The sequence below is a fragment of the Xenorhabdus yunnanensis genome (assembly GCF_028598805.1).
GTDB classification, from domain to species: domain Bacteria; phylum Pseudomonadota; class Gammaproteobacteria; order Enterobacterales; family Enterobacteriaceae; genus Xenorhabdus; species Xenorhabdus yunnanensis.
The window spans coordinates 17,946-35,801 of sequence record NZ_JAQRFI010000029.1 but is presented as its reverse complement, the minus strand read 5'-3'; the positions used below and the strand labels follow the sequence as shown (position 1 = coordinate 35,801).

Below are 17,856 nucleotides of genomic sequence, written 5' to 3'. Positions count from 1 at the left end.
AAATGTATCAATTTGACTGGAGTTCGATTATACCAAGTTTGCCCTTTCTTCTGAACGGGTTGATGATAACGGCAAAAATTACCGTGATAGCCATTATCATCGGCATTGTCTGGGGAACCATTCTGGCGATTATGCGCCTCTCATCCATCAAGGTATTGAGTTGGTTTGCGGCCCTGTATGTTAACCTTTTTCGCTCAGTTCCATTAGTGATGGTATTACTGTGGTTTTATCTGATTGTGCCTAACTTATTACAAAATGTTCTAGGTATATCACCAAAAACCGATATCCGTTTGATTTCTGCAATGGTAGCGTTCTCGCTCTTTGAAGCAGCTTACTATTCCGAGATAATTCGAGCAGGTATCCAGAGCATTTCCCGTGGGCAGTCCTCTGCTGCGCTGGCATTGGGTATGACTCATACACAAAGTATGCGTCTGATCATACTGCCACAAGCATTTCGGGCAATGATCCCATTGCTGCTGACACAAGGCATTGTATTATTCCAAGATACTTCTCTGGTATATGTACTTAGTCTGACGGATTTTTTCCGTACAGCGACGAATATTGGTGAGCGCGACGGAACTCAGGTTGAAATGGTTCTGTTTGCCGGCTTTGTTTATTTTGTGATTAGTTTTTCCGCTTCTATGCTGGTTAACTATTTGAAGAAAAGGACTGTTTGATGATTTCCCTGAAAAATGTATCCAAGTGGTATGGCCAATTTCAGGTTCTTACTGACTGCTCGACTGAAGTCAAAAAAGGCGAAGTAGTCGTGGTCTGTGGGCCTTCTGGTTCCGGCAAATCCACACTGATAAAAACGGTCAATGGCCTTGAACCTGTCCAGCAAGGTGAAATTCGGGTAAACGACACAAAAGTCAATGACAAGAGCACCAATCTGGCACAATTGCGTTCCAAAGTGGGAATGGTGTTTCAGCACTTTGAGCTTTTTCCTCATCTATCCATCATTGAGAACCTGACGCTGGCTCAAATTAAGGTACTAAAGCGCAATAAGAAAGAAGCTACCGAAAAAGGCGTGAAACTTCTGGAGCGAGTTGGGTTATCCAGCCATGCTGATAAATTCCCCTCACAACTTTCTGGTGGCCAGCAACAACGTGTCGCCATCGCCCGCGCACTCTGTATGGACCCTATCGCCATGCTGTTTGATGAACCCACTTCCGCACTTGATCCCGAAATGATTAATGAAGTGCTGGATGTCATGGTTAAACTGGCGAACGAAGGGATGACCATGATGGTTGTAACCCATGAGATGGGATTTGCCAAAAAAGTGGCACACCGGGTTATTTTCATGGATGAAGGCAAAATTGTCGAAGACAGTAAGAAAGAAGATTTCTTTGCCAACCCAAAATCAGAACGTGCACGTGATTTCCTAGCTAAAATCCTGCATTGATTTCTTTTCGTCGGCGGATGGCAAAACTACCGCCGACCTTAAATTTCTCCTTAAAAAGAAGTAATTTTCCATATTCCTCCTTTAACAAGAGTTGTTGCGCCTATCCCTTATCAGCTATGCTATGGAATCTTTGATTTCATAAACAAACTATGCACGCTAAAGGCGTAGCTTTATTACTCACCATAGGATTATCGGTGCCATGCAAGAACAATATCGTCCAGAAGACATAGAACAACAAGTCCAGCTTCACTGGCAAGAGAAGCAAACGTTCAAAGTGACAGAAGACAGCAGCAAAGAAAAATATTATTGCCTGTCCATGCTACCTTATCCTTCTGGCCGACTACATATGGGCCATGTCCGTAACTACACCATTGGTGATGTGATTTCCCGTTATCAGCGCATGCTGGGTAAAAACGTACTCCAACCTATCGGCTGGGATGCATTTGGCCTGCCAGCAGAAGGGGCTGCGGTCAAGAATAATACCGCTCCTGCTCCATGGACTTACTCCAATATCGAGTACATGAAAAACCAGCTAAAAACACTGGGCTTTGGCTATGACTGGGATCGTGAAGTCACTACCTGTGCGCCAGAGTATTATCGCTGGGAACAGTGGTTTTTCACTAAACTGTATGAAAAAGGTCTGGTATACAAAAAAACTTCCGCAGTTAACTGGTGTCCACATGACCTGACTGTTCTGGCTAATGAGCAAGTTATTGATGGCTGCTGCTGGCGTTGTGATACCCAAGTTGAACGTAAAGAGATCCCTCAGTGGTTTATTAAGATCACGGATTACGCAGAAGAACTGCTGAACGATCTGGATAAACTGGAAGACTGGCCTGAGCAGGTCAAAATCATGCAACGTAACTGGATTGGCCGTTCTGAAGGTGTCGAAATCACGTTCAATGTTGCCGACAGTCAAGAAAAACTCACCGTTTACACTACTCGCCCAGATACATTCATGGGAGCAACCTATGTCGCTGTAGCGGCTGGTCATCCTCTGGCACAACAAGCCTCGGAAAATAATCCGGAATTGGCAGGATTTATCAACGAATGCCGCAATACCAAAGTTGCCGAAGCTGAGATGGCAACTATGGAGAAAAAAGGCATGCCAACAGGCATGTTTGTTATTCATCCATTAACCAACGAAAAGATCGCTATCTGGGTTGCTAACTTTGTCCTGATGGAATACGGCACAGGTGCTGTGATGGCTGTTCCTGCACACGATCAACGTGATTGGGAATTTGCTACCAAGTACAACCTGCCAATAAAAGCCGTTATTCTCGACAACGATGGCAATGTACCAAGCGTTCAGGAAGCTGCTGTCACAGATAAAAATGCACTGGTTAATTCCGGTGAATTCAGCGGCCTTAGCCATGAAGAAGGTTTCAATGCTATCGCTGACAAGCTGGTTGCAATGGGTGTCGGTCAACGTAAAGTCAATTACCGCCTACGTGACTGGGGGGTTTCCCGTCAACGTTATTGGGGCGCTCCAATTCCAATGGCAACATTGGAAGACGGTACTGTAGTTCCTGTTCCAGAAGATCAATTGCCGGTTATTTTGCCAGAAGATGTCGTGATGGATGGGATCACCAGTCCAATCAAAGCTGATCCTGAATGGGCAAAAACAACTATCAATGGTCAGCCTGCACTGCTTGAAACGGATACCTTTGATACCTTCATGGAATCTTCATGGTATTACTCACGCTATACCTGCCCGGATTATGATAAAGGCATGCTAGATCCGGCTGCGGCCAACTATTGGCTGCCTGTGGATCAATACATCGGTGGTATTGAACACGCTATCATGCACCTGATGTATTTCCGTTTCTTCCACAAATTGATGCGCGATGCTGGCATGGTCAACTCTGATGAACCCGCCAAGCGCCTGCTGTGCCAAGGCATGGTTCTGGCTGACGCCTTCTATTACACTGGCAATAGTGGTGAGAAAGTCTGGGTATCTCCAGCTGATGCTATTATTGAGCGTGACGAAAAAGGCCGCATTGTGAAAGCGACGGGTCAAGACGGTCATGAACTGGTTTATACCGGCATGAGCAAAATGTCGAAATCCAAGAATAACGGTATCGACCCACAAGTTATGGTCGATAAATATGGCGCTGATACTGTTCGTCTGTTCATGATGTTCGCAGCACCACCAGAACTGACACTGGAATGGCAAGAATCTGGTGTGGAAGGTGCAAACCGCTTCCTGAAGCGTATTTGGCGTCTGGTTTACGAGCACAGTAACAAAGGTGCAACCCAGCCACTGGATGCCAGCAGCCTGACCACTGAACAAAAAGATCTGCGCCGTGACTTGCACAAAACCATAGCAAAAGTCACTGATGATATTGGCCGCCGCCAAGCGTTCAATACCGCCGTTGCAGCAATCATGGAACTGATGAATAAACTGACTCGCGCTCCACAGGAAACTGAGCAGGATCGTGCCCTGATGCAAGAAGCAGTCACTGCGGTTGTACGTATGCTGTCACCTATCACGCCACATGCTTGCTTCGTCATGTGGAAAGCGCTTGGCAATGAGAACGACATTGATACTGCGGCATGGCCACAAGCTGATGAGCAGGCAATGGTAGACGATACTAAACTGGTAATTATCCAGATTAACGGTAAGGTTCGTGGTCGCATTACTGTACCGGCAGATGCAACAAAAGAGTATGTCCAAGAGATGGCGACACAAGAGTACAGCGTGACGAAATATCTTGAAGGTGTCAGTATCCGCAAGGTCATCTACGTTCCGGGTAAATTACTGAATCTGGTTGTAGGTTAATAACAGTAGACTGATAATAGGAGACCATGTTTGTGGTAAAACGTGTAGCAAGAAGTGTGGTAGGAAATAATCTACGACATCGTATTTTCACGTTGTTGCTCGGGTTAGCGGTGCTAGTCACCGCTGGCTGCGGTTTTCATCTTCGGGGCACAACACAAGTACCAAAAGAGCTTCAAACATTGCAGTTAAGTTCTGGTGACCCATATGGGCCTCTGGCACGGGCAGTACGTCAACAACTTCGTCTGAATGATGTCAAAATTATTGAACATGGCGATGCTTCAATCCCTATCCTGAAACTTGTTGGTTCTGATGAAAACAAAGAAACAGTTTCTGTCTTCCAGGATGGTAAATCAGCTGAACGCCTGTTAGTACTGAACGTGGATGCTCAAATTCTGATGCCAGATGGTAGTATCTATCCATTGCGGGCAAAGGTTGATCGTTCTTTCTTCGACAACCCATTGGAAGCACTGGCAAAAGATGCAGAAAATGAACTTGTTCAACAGGAAATGCGTGAACAGGCTGCCCAGCAGCTTATGCGCCAATTGCTGACCGTTCATAGTGCAGAACTCCAGAAAGCCGAAGAAAAACAAAAAACTGCGGCTATACAGAAGCAATGATCCGACTTTATCCTGAACAACTTCTCTCGCAACTTAATGACGGGCTGCGAGGCAGCTACCTGTTATGGGGCAACGAACCATTACTATTGCAGGAAAGTCAGGACAGCATCCGCAAAGTGGCTGAACAACATGAATTTCTGGAGCATTTCACCTTCACATTGGATAACCATACCGATTGGGATGAAATCTTTAGTCTGTGTCAGTCACTTAGCCTGTTTGCCAGCCGTCAGACTCTTATCCTGCTGCTTCCAGAAAATGGCCCAAATGCCGCAATGGCAGAACGGCTGACCAAGCTGTCGGGGTTACTGCATTCAGATATCTTGCTGATATTGCGTGGACATAAACTCACCAAAGCACAGGAAAATAGCCCTTGGTTCAAAGCGATTGGGCAAAATGGGGTATATGTCAGTTGTTTGACACCTGAGCAAAATCGTCTGCCACAATGGGTGGCACAACGCGCTAAAAATATGGGCCTATCACTGGAAGATGAAGCCAATCAATTACTGTGCTATTGCTATGAAGGAAACTTATTGGCACTGGCTCAGGCTCTGGAGCGTCTTTCCCTACTTCATCCCGATAACCGATTAACACTTCATCGCGTAGAAGAAGCCGTTAACGATGCGGCTCATTTCTCTCCCTACCATTGGATTGATGCTTTGCTGGCAGGAAAAATAAAGCGGGCATGGCATATACTGAAACAGCTTCGGCAAGAAGATATCGAGACCGTGATTTTGCTTCGTACTATACAGAGGGAGTTGATGCTGCTTCTGGTATTTAAGCGCCAATATACGACGGTCCCTTTGAAGACCTTGTTTGATCAGCACAAGGTTTGGCAAAATCGCAGATCATTGCTATCAACCGCACTACAGCGTCTGTCACAGCGAGAACTGCAATCTGCTATACATTTATTGACCCAGATGGAGCTGCGTGTCAAACAGGATTATAGCCAATCCATTTGGGCTGACCTGGAAACGCTTTCCATGCTGTTATGCGGAAAACCATTACCAGAGAGCTTCTTAAATGCGTGATTCTATTGTTCCAACCAATATTGATCTCCAAGACATTGATAACAAAGAGATTGATCTCAAAGGCATTAATCTTCAAAATATTGGCTCAGAAAATACGGCTCCGATAAATGCCATTGATTCTGCAACCAATGTGGACTCTCCGGTTATTCAGGCTCTATTTGGTGGTACATTCGATCCTATCCATTATGGTCATTTGCGTCCTGTAGAAGCATTGGCTCAATTAGTGGGACTCAAGCAGGTTATCTTATTGCCTAATCACGTTCCCCCGCATCGCCCTCAACCAGAAGCAAGCGCCCAGCAACGGCTGGAGATGGTTCGTCTGGCTGTACAGGATAACCCTCTGTTTACCGTGGATACCCGCGAACTGGAACGGCAAACGCCATCTTACACAGTAGAAACACTCAAATCCTTTCGTCAGGAAATCGGTGAGCAATACCCGTTAGCATTTATCATTGGACAGGATTCATTACAAACTATCCATACATGGTATAAATGGAAAGAATTGCTCGATATTTGTCACTTGTTGGTCTGCTCCCGTCCGGGTTATCAAAGTCAGCTTTCCGCCCCAGGAATGCAACAATGGCTTGAAAAATACCAGATTGTTTCTCCACTCCCATTGAGCCAAAAATCACACGGTTATATTTACTTGGCTGCTACTCCGCTATTAAACATTTCGGCAACAGATATTCGTCAACGCCACCAGCAAGGGATAAGCTGTGATGATTTACTTCCTCCAACGATAAAAAAATATATCGATTCACATAGGCTATATAAGAAATAGCGAAATCATGTGGTTATTTGCAGCTAACTCGCTTACTTTTATAGAGATTGGCGTGCTATTATTCTGCGTTACTTAACCAATTTTATGAAATAAAGGTGATCCTTTTGCAAGGCACAGAACTACAACAATTTGTTATTGATAAACTTGAAGATTCCAAAGCACAGGATATTGTTTCTATCGATGTTCGCGGAAAATCCAGCATTACTGACTGCATGGTTATCTGCACCGGAACATCAAACCGCCACTTGATGTCTGTGGCAGATAACCTGGTAGATGATTGCCGCCAAGCAGGCATCATGCCTCTAGGCGTTGAAGGGCAAGGTATTTCAGACTGGATAGTCGTGGATCTCGGCGAAATCATGGTCCATGTTATGCAAGAAGACAGCCGCCGTATGTACGAACTGGAAAAACTCTGGAGCTGAGTTTGAAGTTACAACTGGTTGCTGTAGGAACAAAAATGCCGGACTGGGTACAGACCGGCTTCATGGATTATTTGAACCGTTTTCCCAAGGATATGCCTTTTGAGCTCATTGAAATTCCAGCGGGAAAACGAGGCAAAAATGCTGACATCAAGCGAATTCTGGAAAAAGAAGGTGAACAGATGCTAGCCACGGTTGGTAAAGGCAACCGTATTGTGACATTGGATATTCCAGGCTCTCGCTGGGATACTCCGCAGTTGGCACAACAGCTTGAACGCTGGAAGCTGGATGGCAGAAATGTCAGTCTGTTGATTGGTGGCCCTGAAGGTTTGGCACCAGCCTGCAAAGCAGCAGCGGAACAAAGCTGGTCACTTTCTCCTTTAACCATGCCACATCCTCTTGTCCGGGTTCTGGTTGCGGAGAGCCTTTATCGAGCATGGAGCATCACTACTAACCACCCTTATCATCGGGAATAAATTGGGTAATCTAATACCGTGAATTCTGGTAATGGGATGAAGAATAAACGAACGCCTTTTCGCGATCACTCGGCTGAATCGGCTCTATTTATACGCCGCGCACTCGTGGCGTTTATAGGCATTATTATTTTGACCGGCATCTTAATTGCCAATCTCTATAATCTCCAGATCATACGCCACGAAGATTACCAGACTCGATCGAATGGAAATCGCATTAAGATCGTTTCCATAGCCCCAAGCCGGGGCATCATTTATGACCGCAATGGCACAGCACTGGCAACTAACCGAACCATTTATCAGTTAGAAATTGTGCCACAAAAAGTTGCTGATCTTGATAAGACATTAAATGAACTGCGCTCTATCGTTGGACTCACTGATGAAGACATTGAAACTTTCAAAAAAGAACGTCAACGCGCACGTCGTTTTGCTGCTGTTCCTCTTAAAACTTCACTGACCCCAGTTCAGGTTGCTCGGTTTTCAGTCAATCAATACCGCTTTACAGGGCTGGAAATCAAAGGTTACCAACGTCGCTATTATCCTTATGGTTCCGCCCTCACCCATGTGATCGGCTACGTTGCCAAAATCAACGATAAGGATGTAGAACGATTGGAAAAAGAAGGAATTTTTTCAAACTACAAAGCTACCCATGATATCGGGAAACTGGGCATTGAACGTTATTATGAATCTATCCTGCATGGTAAACCGGGTTATGAAGAGGTCGAAGTCAACAACCGAGGTAAAGTGATCCGCCAACTACAAGAACAATCACCACAGGCCGGAAAAGATATTTACTTGTCAATCGATTTAGAACTGCAAAACTATATTGAAGAGATACTGACAACCAGCCGTGCAGGTGTTGTTGTTACCGATCCCCGTACCGGAGAGGTTTTAGCTATGGTATCCAACCCAAGCTACGATCCGAATCTATTTGTCGATGGTATTTCGAGCAAGGACTATAAATTCCTGCTCAACGACCCAAATCGCCCCTTAATTAACCGGGCTACGCAAGGTGCTTATCCACCTGCATCAACAGTGAAGCCTTTTATTGCCGTTGCAGCTCTCAGCAGTGATGTCATTACAAAGAACACCACGACAAATAATCCCGGTTGGTGGCAGCTACCAAACTCAGAGAAACGTTACCGTGATTGGAAACGCTGGGGACATGGCAAGCTGAATGTACATAAAGCGATTGTCGAATCAGCGGATACTTTTTTCTATCAAGTCGCCTATGAGATGGGCATCGATAAAATGTCCGAATGGATGACAAAATTTGGTTATGGTCAATTTACAGGTATTGATTTAAAAGAAGAAAATCAGGGCAATATGCCCACCCGTGAATGGAAGTCCAAACGCTATAAAAAACCATGGTATCAAGGTGATACGATCTCCGTTGGTATCGGTCAAGGATACTGGACTGCAACTCCGATGCAGATGGTAAAAGCCCTAATGATCCTGATTAATGATGGCGAGGTGAAAACACCCCATTTCTTGCTGAATACTCGCGTAAATGGCGAAATGCAACCTTATCATCCCCCAGTCAGTGAACCTATCGGAGATATTCACTCTGGGCATTGGGAAATTGCTAAAGATGGCATGTATGGGGTTGCCAATGCCCCAAATGGTACAGCTCGCAGGTCCTTTGCTGGTACACCTTATAAAGCAGCCGCGAAATCAGGTACTGCTCAGGTTTTCAGTTATGAAACCTATAATGCAAGCAAACTTGCTGAGCACTTACGTGACCATAAGCTGATGATTGCCTTTGCGCCTTATGATAACCCGACAGTTGCCATTTCTATTATTCTTGAAAATGGTGGTTCCGGGCCGCCTGTCGGCACTATCGTTCGTCAAATTTTGGATCATATTTTGCTCAGGGATAACAAAAATATCTCCCCTGCCGCAACAGGAGTAAACACGATCCGAACACAAGCCATTAGGACACCAGCTAATTGAATAAAGCCATGACAGACTCACAAAATAAGGTTCCTTTCTGGACCCGACTACATATAGATATTCCATTACTACTGTGCGTTCTGGCATTACTGGCTTACAGTCTTTTCATTATGTGGAGTGCCAGTGGTCAAGACATTGATATGATGGAACGTAAAATCGGACAGGTCATCATAGGCCTCATAGTGATGTTCGTTTTGGCTCAGATTCCTCCACGCATATACGAAAATTGGGCACCTTATCTCTATATTGGCTGCGTCATCCTGCTAATCCTCGTTGATGTTTTTGGGCAGATTAGTAAAGGCGCGCAACGCTGGCTGGATTTGGGTATTGTTCGCTTCCAGCCATCAGAAATTGCCAAAATCGCCGTTCCCTTGATGGTGGCTCGTTTTATGAATCGGGATCTCTGCCCACCTTCACTGAAAAACACGGGTATTGCGCTGGTTTTGATCTTTGTCCCTACTCTATTGGTAGCAGCACAACCCGATTTAGGAACATCTATTCTGGTTGCCGCTTCTGGGTTATTCATCCTGTTTTTGGCAGGAATGAACTGGAAGTTAATTGGCGTTGCCGTTTTACTGCTTGCCTGTTTCATTCCAATATTATGGTTCTTCCTGATGCATGACTACCAACGCGCCCGCGTTATGATGCTATTAGATCCAGAAAGTGACCCATTGGGTAAAGGCTACCATATCATTCAATCTAAAATTGCCATTGGCTCAGGTGGGATATCTGGAAAAGGCTGGCTACAAGGCACTCAGTCACAGTTAGAATTCCTGCCGGAGCGACATACCGACTTTATTTTTGCTGTTCTGTCTGAAGAATTAGGGATGATAGGCATTCTGGTGTTGCTCGGACTCTACTTACTGATCATTATGCGTGGTTTGTTTATTGCAGCCAAAGCGCAAAATACCTTTGGCCGGGTAATAGTCGGAGGGCTGATACTGATTTTATTTGTTTATATCTTTGTAAATATCGGCATGGTAAGCGGTATCCTACCAGTAGTCGGCGTTCCCCTGCCATTGATTAGTTATGGGGGCTCAGCACTAATTGTCTTAATGGCGGGGTTCGGCATTATTATGTCAATACACACGCATCGTAAGTTATTGTCCAAAAGTTTATGAGGAAGAAGTTTCATGCGTCAACAGTGGCTTATACTTAGCATCGTAGCAATACTGATTTCAGGTTGTACTACAACAGGCAATAATCAGACATCTTCTCTTCCCCCAATTCCAACTCGTGATGTTTTGGGTGCAGAGCCTCAATATGAACCTTATCATCCAAGCGCCAATCAAGACTATCAGCGGGATGGGCAAACATATCACATAGTGCAAAACCCTGCTCACTTTACCCAGACAGGTTATGCCAGTTGGTTCAGTGAAGAGTCCAATGGAAAACTGACAACAATTGGTGAACAAGCCAGTCCTTATGCTTTAACCGCCGCACACCCGACGTTACCTATTCCAAGTTATGTTCGTGTCACCAATTTAAGCAATGGACGCATGATGGTTGTCAGAATCAATGATCGGGGCCCTTACAATAAGCAAGGAAAAATCATTGAATTATCTCGTGCAGCAGCAGAACGACTCAATTTGATGCCACAAAGTAAAGTGAAATTGGATGGTATTCTGATTTCACCTGATGGTTCACTATCTGGTTTGGGAACGGTTGGCTCAACGATTGTTAAACAGAGCTTTGCTTTACCTGACAGACCCGATATTGGTTCACAATCATCGGCTGAAAAAAACCTTTCTGGAAATATAACAGGCCAGTCTGTCACGTTACCTCCTGCAACTACATCACCTGCTCCTGAATCGACAAATGGTTATATGGTACAAGTAGGAGCAGTCAGCGTTGAACAAAAAGCCAAAGAGTGGCAACAGTCATTGAGCCAGCGTTTTAACGTACAAGGGCGTATCATCCAATTTGGTAATATCTATCGCGTCCAATTAGGGCCATTCAATAGCCGCCAGCAAGCTACGGAACTACAAAAAAAATTAACGGATCAGATGCACCAATCCTCTTTTATTGTTGCTCCCTGATTCAGGAAATACCATCGATTCATGAAATACCATCGCGATAAATAGCACCATTGCCTGCTGATATTGACATATTTCATTACTGTCAGCAGGCAAATAAAATTTGCTGCGAACATTTGTTGCGAACATTTGTTGCGAACAGAAGACGGGTGAAAAAGTGTAAACCTTCATCCCCCTCAATTTTGTTTAATGTCAGCTTTTTTTGCATTTGTTATTATGTCATTTATTATCAATCCTTCGCTCACGGATGTTATCTAATCAATCATGAAATACATAGTTACTAAATACGTAGTTACTAAATACATAGTTACTTCCCGTTTTATTAAAAGTGCCACTTTAGGCCTTGCTCTGACCGCCAGCGTTTCCACATTCGCCAATGCTGGTGATAATTTCAAAACCATGATCCCCGGTGTACCAGAACTGGATTCAGAAGCCTATATTCTGATTGATTACAACTCAGGAAAAATATTGGCTGAAAAAAATGCAGATATCCGCCGCGATCCCGCAAGTCTGACCAAAATGATGACCAGCTACGTCATTGGTCAGGCCATTAAATCAGGGAAAATCGGCCAGAATGATATTGTTACCGTAGGTAAAGATGCTTGGGCTACGGGTAATCCAGTGTTTAAAGGCTCATCCTTAATGTTTTTAAAACCCGGCGACCAAGTTTCTGTTGCCATGCTCTCCCGTGGTATCAACTTGCAATCTGGCAACGATGCCTGTGTCGCCATGGCAGACTATGTGGCAGGTAGCCAGGATGCATTCGTCAACTTGATGAATAAATATGTGCAAAGCTTAGGGCTACAAAATACACATTTTCAAACTGTTCATGGCCTTGATGCCCACGGCCAATACAGCTCTGCCCGTGATATGGCATTGATTGGTCAGGCACTAATCCGCGATGTGCCGGATGAATATTCTATCTACAAAGAAAAAGATTTTACTTACAACAATATTCGCCAGCCTAATCGTAATGGCTTGCTATGGGATAAGAGCCTGAATGTTGACGGTATTAAAACAGGCCACACCAGCGGCGCGGGATACAACCTTGTTTCTTCAGCGACCGAAGGCAATATGCGTCTGGTTTCTGCTGTAATGGGCAGCCCAACCTTCAAGGGTCGTGAAACCGACAGCAAAAAATTACTGACGTGGGGCTTCCGTTTCTTCGAAACTGTCTCACCATTGCAAGTCGGTAAAGAATTTGCATCAGAACCGATTTGGTTTGGTGATACCGATAAAGTTCAACTGGGCGTTGACAAAGATGTTTACCTAACAATCCCCCGTGGCCGTTTGAAAGATCTGAAAGCCAGCTATGTATTGAACAATACCGAACTGCATGCACCACTCACTAAAAACCAAGTTGTTGGAACTATCAACTTCCAGCTTGATGGTAAAACCATTGAACAACGTCCATTGGTCGTAATGAACGAAGTGAAAGAAGGTGGCTTCTTCAGCCGCATGATCGACTATATCCGACTGATGTTCCATCACTGGTTCGGTTGATCTCTTGAAAGCTAAGTTAGCTTGAAAACCAAGCATTGAGCCTTATATTAATTAAATATCGTTAGAAAATTATCACGCCACGGCAAATCAATCATATGCCGTGGCAATTATATTTTAGGAGCGCCCATGAAAACAAAATTAAATGAACTGCTTGAGTTTCCTTGCTCATTCACCTACAAAGTAATGGGGTTAGCTCAACCTGAGCTAGTGGATCAAGTTATTGAAGTAGTTCAGCGCCATGCCCCGGGCGATTACTCTCCTGCCGTTAAACCAAGCAGCAAAGGCAATTACCACTCTGTTTCCATTACCATCAATGCGACGCACATTGAACAAGTTGAAACTTTGTATGAGGAATTGGGAGCACTGGAATTGGTACGCGTTGTGCTGTAATTCATCAACCGTATCGATAGCTCCAGAGTTATGCAATTGGCTGATGTATGGCTGTCGGTTAAACAGACAGCCACACATCATAACATTTGTTCTTAAGGTAATTCAGGAATGGCTATCTCTCGGAGATCTGGCCCAATACGCCATAAAATTAATTAATGTTCGATCTAAATGACGCTCCTGAAGCAAATAACGGCGCAGATTATTTACAGCAGATGATTCTGTTGCAACCCAAGCGTAAAAATGGTTAGCCTGATTTCCATTTTCAGCTCTTTCTCCTCTTTTACCTGTAGTGAAGGATTATTTTGCTGGGGAAATAATAGCTTTATACGTTGATCCGGTGCGTATCGTCGCCTTTTATGCACCTCTGAACCTTCAAAAACACAACGCAACATAGATGGTGATACAGTGATTCGTTCTTTCAAGAACAAGTTAAAAATAGAGTAAGTTGAAGACATAATATTATATTAACAAACAGGTTTGTCATTCTCTTGATTGATAAAATATTATACAAATTAAATCAATCAATAGCCCAAACCAATATAATAATGAGAATTATTATTAATAACACCAATAATGGAACTTTATGCCAAAAGGCTTTGCAAGGATGTTCAAAAACGTGCCCGTTTATCTATTATTATTCGATTACATATTGATTTAATTATGTTTTTAATTACCAATCACTCAAAAACGCCAAAATGCTTTTGAGCACAAAATAAGTATTGGGTAAATTTCCAGTCGCCCCATTAACATGGCGGCACACATCATCCATTTTGCTATAGGTTTAAGATTACCAAAACCTTGTGCTGTATCACCGTATCCTATCCCCATGTTATTAATACAAGCCGCAACGGTAGCAAATGAAGTCACCAAATTATATCCCAGCAGGCTCAGTGCCCAGATAAAGAAACAGCTGAAAAAAACATAGAGGAAGAAGAATCCCCAGACAGAACGCAGCACTCTTTCCTGAACCACAGATTTGCCAATTTTAATCGTTGAGATGGCGTTTGGGTGAATGAGCTGGTTAATTTCACTGGCGCTCTGTTTTGCCAATATCATGAAACGGAGAGCCTTAATACCTCCACAAGTTGATCCCACACACCCCCCAAAAAAGCTCACTGCCAACAACAACAACATTGTATGGTGAGGCCACTTTTCATAATCAGCAACCGCCAGACCATTATCAGTCATCATGGAACTGGTCATGAAAAAACTATGAACAAACGCATTTTTTATGCTATATATGTTCAAACGGTATAATTCTAACCAAATAATGCCAATTACCACCGCCAGCACCAGCAAAAAAAATCGCAGTTCAGCATTTTTGAGTAATGGTTTTAAGCTCCAACGCGTTAGTGCAATGAAATAGAGTGTAAAGTTGATTGCCGACAATATCGAAAAAATTCCTCCCACCATTTCAATAGCAGAGCTATGGTAATAACCAAGACTTTCATTGCGGGTAGAGAATCCCCCTAAAGCAACTGTTGAGATCCCATGACAAATAGCATCAAACCACGACATTCCCGCGATCCAGAAACTAATTGAACATAGAGTTCCCAACAACAAATAGATTGTCCACAAGCTTTTAGCACTGTCCGCAAGACGTGGAGTCAATCGTTCTTCTTTGAAGGGTCCGGGCATTTCGGACTGATAAAGTTTAGCTCCACCAATTCCCAGTAAAGGCAGGATAGCAACTGCAAGGACGACTACACCCAATCCACCGATAAAATTGAGCTGAGCACGATAATAGAGCACGGATTTAGGCAAGCTTGAGACATTATCCAGTGCTGTGGCACCTGTAGTAGTGATACCTGAAATCCCTTCAAACATCGCATCTACCAAATTGATGTTTAAATTTTTATCGAGTATAAAAGGCAATGCACTGAGTAACGAGAACAACAGCCAGAATAATACAATGATAAGAAATCCATCTTGCGTACTGGGCTGGGCTTTAGATTTACGGGTAAGGTACCAACCAATACCTCCTGTAACCAATCCGATGATAAATGTATCAAAAAAAGCAAAAACATTTTTTTCTTTATAAAACAAAGCCACAAAAATAGGCAACAACATTGAGAGACTGTAAAGGAGCACCAGAAAACTACAAAGATGCCCAACAATCAGGAATTGGTTTTTTTTGACCATCTGTTAGCTCAAACAGAGATTAAAGGAAATATTATCGAAATATATAACTATGATAACATAAAATAAAAATACATTCGTCTAATGAACAATATTATTATTTTAAGGTATTCTCAAACTGGTGGGAATCATCTTACGGCGTTATACTGGCGGGCACTTTTTGTTAACAAATGATGAAATTCCCATTGCAACATAACACCGTTATTTTACGCCAGTTAGGTATACAACCCTACAAACCGGTTTCTGATGCCATGCACCAGTTTACCGAACAGCGTACTGCGGAAACACCTGATGAAATCTGGCTTGTCCAACATGAAAAAGTGTTTACGCAAGGTCAGGCCGGTAAAGCCGAGCATGTACTTGCATCCGGTGATATCCCTGTCGTCCAGTCAGATAGGGGAGGGCAAGTCACCTATCATGGCCCAGGACAACAGGTCATGTATGTTTTGATTGACTTGAAACGGTCAAAAATTGGGGTTCGTCAATTAGTAACTTCAATCGAAAATACCGTGATCGAAACTCTGGCACATTTTGGCGTGGATGCGTATGCCCGTCCAGATGCCCCCGGAGTTTATGTCGCAGGTAACAAAATATGTTCCCTTGGGCTGCGTATCCGAAAAGGATGCTCTTTCCATGGTCTGGCACTGAACATTGCAATGGACTTACAGCCATTTTTGCGCATAAACCCTTGTGGTTATGCAGGAATGCAAATGATCCAACTCAGTGGCCTCGTCACGGGAGTGACCATTGAAGATGTACAACCCGTTCTGGTGGAAAAATTCTGTCAGATCTTGGGATTCCAACTACTCAATGAAAGATGATATAATTTTTTAACATTTTTCAAAAAAATTTGAATTGATTTATTTGCCTTGATGTTTTTCTTATAACCATCAGGCAGTAAGTCAAAATCTGAAGAATATAACTGGAACCAGCACGATTATGAGTAAACCAATTCAGATGGAACGTGGTGTCAAATACCGCGACGCAGACAAGATGGCTTTGATCCCTGTGAAGACAGTCGCCACAGAACGTGAAGCACTCTTGCGTAAACCTGAGTGGATGAAAATCAAACTTCCTGCGGATTCCAGCCGCATTCAGGGTATCAAGGCTGCAATGCGCAAAAATGGATTGCATTCTGTCTGTGAAGAAGCCTCCTGCCCTAACCTTGCTGAGTGTTTTAATCACGGAACCGCCACTTTTATGATCCTTGGCGCCATTTGTACCCGTCGCTGCCCATTCTGTGACGTAGCCCATGGCCGCCCGAATGCACCTGATGCGAATGAGCCGACCAAGCTCGCGCAGACTATTCAGGATATGGGGCTGCGTTATGTCGTTATTACATCTGTTGACCGTGACGACTTGCGTGATGGTGGTGCCCAGCATTTTGCTGACTGTATCGCCGCTATTCGTGAAAAAAATCCATCAATTAAGATCGAAACTTTGGTACCGGATTTCCGCGGTCGTATGGATCATGCACTGGAAATTCTAACCGCAACTCCTCCCGATGTGTTCAACCACAATTTAGAAAACGTGCCACGGATTTATCGTCAAATTCGTCCGGGAGCAAACTACAATTGGTCATTGAAATTACTGGAAAAATTCAAAGAAGCACATCCAGATATCCCGACTAAATCGGGCTTAATGGTAGGGTTGGGTGAAACTAACGAAGAAATTTTAGAGGTCATGCGAGATTTGCGTAGCCATGGTGTCACCATGCTGACCTTAGGGCAATATTTACAACCAAGCCGCCATCATCTGCCAGTGCAACGTTATGTCAGCCCTGCTGAATTTGAAGAAATGAAAGAAGCCGCGTTAGAAATGGGCTTTACTCATGCTGCCTGTGGCCCGTTTGTTCGCTCTTCTTACCATGCTGACTTGCAAGCTAAAGGCATGGAAGTCAAATAATCTATTGCCACCATCATGATGAATATTGTGTTTGCTGTATTTATCGGTGGTGGCTTGGGTAGCGTGTTACGCTGGCTCATCAGCCTCCGCCTGAACACCCCCTCTTCCCCAATTGCCGTTGGTACGCTGACGGCTAATTGTATTGGTGCATTTATCATTGGATTGTGTTTGGCCTATTTTAACAAAGCAACGCATCTCGATCCGGTTTGGAAGCTGATGTTAACTACAGGTTTTTGCGGTGGGCTAACAACTTTTTCTACCTTTTCTGCTGAAGTAGTTTATCTATTGCAGGTAGGAAAAATGGGTTGGGCACTGCTGAGTATTTTGATGAATGTAATCGGTTCATTATTGATGACAACATTTGCTTTTGCAGTGATGAACAAACTTTGATAATGCAGAGCAAAACAAATCTACTGTGGTCAAAATAT

The 17,856-nt window shown here is 43.8% G+C and carries 18 protein-coding genes and 1 pseudogene; 16 read left to right on the top strand and 3 right to left on the bottom strand.

Annotated features, from left to right (window positions below; translation table 11 throughout):
- Positions 1 to 2: 2 nt before the first annotated feature.
- The 13 genes from gltK (at position 3) to ybeD (ending at position 13,384) form a co-directional block, all read left to right on the top strand.
- Entirely contained in the window at positions 3 to 677 is a 675-nt protein-coding gene (gene gltK / locus PSI23_RS13055) for a glutamate/aspartate ABC transporter permease GltK (RefSeq protein ID WP_273555495.1), read from the top strand.
- Positions 677 to 1,402 (top strand): amino acid ABC transporter ATP-binding protein, encoded by a 726-nt coding sequence (locus tag PSI23_RS13050; RefSeq protein WP_273555494.1) that lies wholly within the window; start codon positions 677 to 679, stop codon positions 1,400 to 1,402. The genes gltK and PSI23_RS13050 overlap by 1 nt, the downstream gene beginning before the upstream one ends.
- 199 nt (positions 1,403 to 1,601) lie before the next feature.
- Positions 1,602 to 4,184, top strand: coding sequence for a leucine--tRNA ligase (gene leuS, locus PSI23_RS13045; protein WP_273555493.1), 2,583 nt, complete (start codon positions 1,602 to 1,604; stop codon positions 4,182 to 4,184).
- A 32-nt stretch (positions 4,185 to 4,216) separates the two neighbouring features.
- Positions 4,217 to 4,801, top strand: coding sequence for an LPS assembly lipoprotein LptE (gene lptE / locus PSI23_RS13040; RefSeq protein WP_273555492.1), 585 nt, complete (start codon positions 4,217 to 4,219; stop codon positions 4,799 to 4,801).
- A complete protein-coding gene (holA, locus tag PSI23_RS13035; protein ID WP_273555491.1) occupies positions 4,798 to 5,829 on the top strand; it encodes a DNA polymerase III subunit delta in 1,032 nt (343 codons plus the stop codon). Before lptE ends, holA begins: the two co-directional genes overlap by 4 nt.
- A complete protein-coding gene (nadD, locus tag PSI23_RS13030; RefSeq protein WP_273555490.1) occupies positions 5,822 to 6,610 on the top strand; it encodes a nicotinate-nucleotide adenylyltransferase in 789 nt (262 codons plus the stop codon). The genes holA and nadD overlap by 8 nt, the downstream gene beginning before the upstream one ends.
- Before the next feature lie 95 nt (positions 6,611 to 6,705).
- A complete protein-coding gene (rsfS, locus tag PSI23_RS13025) occupies positions 6,706 to 7,032 on the top strand; it encodes a ribosome silencing factor (protein WP_074018466.1) in 327 nt (108 codons plus the stop codon).
- Positions 7,033 to 7,034: 2 nt separating this feature from the next.
- Complete coding sequence (rlmH, locus tag PSI23_RS13020; RefSeq protein ID WP_273555489.1) at positions 7,035 to 7,505, top strand: 23S rRNA (pseudouridine(1915)-N(3))-methyltransferase RlmH; 471 nt, start codon at positions 7,035 to 7,037, stop codon at positions 7,503 to 7,505.
- 36 nt (positions 7,506 to 7,541) lie between these two features.
- On the top strand, positions 7,542 to 9,455 hold the full coding sequence (gene mrdA / locus PSI23_RS13015) for a peptidoglycan DD-transpeptidase MrdA (protein ID WP_273555488.1): 1,914 nt from the start codon (positions 7,542 to 7,544) through the stop codon (positions 9,453 to 9,455).
- A gap of 8 nt (positions 9,456 to 9,463) precedes the next feature.
- Positions 9,464 to 10,576: a peptidoglycan glycosyltransferase MrdB gene (mrdB, locus tag PSI23_RS13010; protein WP_273555487.1), complete on the top strand. Its 1,113-nt coding sequence runs from the start codon at positions 9,464 to 9,466 to the stop codon at positions 10,574 to 10,576.
- A 12-nt stretch (positions 10,577 to 10,588) separates the two neighbouring features.
- Positions 10,589 to 11,494: an endolytic peptidoglycan transglycosylase RlpA gene (gene rlpA / locus PSI23_RS13005; protein ID WP_273555486.1), complete on the top strand. Its 906-nt coding sequence runs from the start codon at positions 10,589 to 10,591 to the stop codon at positions 11,492 to 11,494.
- A gap of 261 nt (positions 11,495 to 11,755) precedes the next feature.
- Complete coding sequence (gene dacA, locus PSI23_RS13000; protein WP_273555485.1) at positions 11,756 to 12,994, top strand: D-alanyl-D-alanine carboxypeptidase DacA; 1,239 nt, start codon at positions 11,756 to 11,758, stop codon at positions 12,992 to 12,994.
- Between the two features lie 126 nt (positions 12,995 to 13,120).
- Positions 13,121 to 13,384, top strand: coding sequence for a DUF493 family protein YbeD (gene ybeD, locus PSI23_RS12995; RefSeq protein ID WP_273555484.1), 264 nt, complete (start codon positions 13,121 to 13,123; stop codon positions 13,382 to 13,384).
- Positions 13,385 to 13,486: 102 nt separating this feature from the next.
- Here the strand turns inward: ybeD and PSI23_RS12990 are convergent.
- From PSI23_RS12990 to PSI23_RS12980, 3 genes and pseudogenes are all read right to left on the bottom strand, one after another.
- A pseudogene (locus PSI23_RS12990) lies at positions 13,487 to 13,657 on the bottom strand (SIP domain-containing protein); the annotation flags it as partial.
- Complete coding sequence (locus PSI23_RS12985) at positions 13,588 to 13,776, bottom strand: siderophore-interacting protein (RefSeq protein WP_273555516.1); 189 nt, start codon at positions 13,774 to 13,776, stop codon at positions 13,588 to 13,590. The gene PSI23_RS12985 and the pseudogene PSI23_RS12990, both read right to left, overlap by 70 nt.
- A gap of 289 nt (positions 13,777 to 14,065) precedes the next feature.
- On the bottom strand, positions 14,066 to 15,526 hold the full coding sequence (locus PSI23_RS12980) for a TrkH family potassium uptake protein (protein WP_273555483.1): 1,461 nt from the start codon (positions 15,524 to 15,526) through the stop codon (positions 14,066 to 14,068).
- 170 nt (positions 15,527 to 15,696) lie between these two features.
- On the opposite strand from PSI23_RS12980, the gene lipB reads away from it, so the two are divergent.
- The 3 genes from lipB (at position 15,697) to crcB (ending at position 17,818) form a co-directional block, all read left to right on the top strand.
- Positions 15,697 to 16,344: a lipoyl(octanoyl) transferase LipB gene (lipB, locus tag PSI23_RS12975; protein WP_373567330.1), complete on the top strand. Its 648-nt coding sequence runs from the start codon at positions 15,697 to 15,699 to the stop codon at positions 16,342 to 16,344.
- 118 nt (positions 16,345 to 16,462) lie between these two features.
- Complete coding sequence (gene lipA, locus PSI23_RS12970; protein ID WP_273555482.1) at positions 16,463 to 17,428, top strand: lipoyl synthase; 966 nt, start codon at positions 16,463 to 16,465, stop codon at positions 17,426 to 17,428.
- 15 nt (positions 17,429 to 17,443) lie between these two features.
- Positions 17,444 to 17,818, top strand: a complete 375-nt coding sequence (gene crcB, locus PSI23_RS12965) for a fluoride efflux transporter CrcB (RefSeq protein ID WP_273555481.1) — start codon at positions 17,444 to 17,446, stop codon at positions 17,816 to 17,818.
- Positions 17,819 to 17,856: the final 38 nt, after the last annotated feature.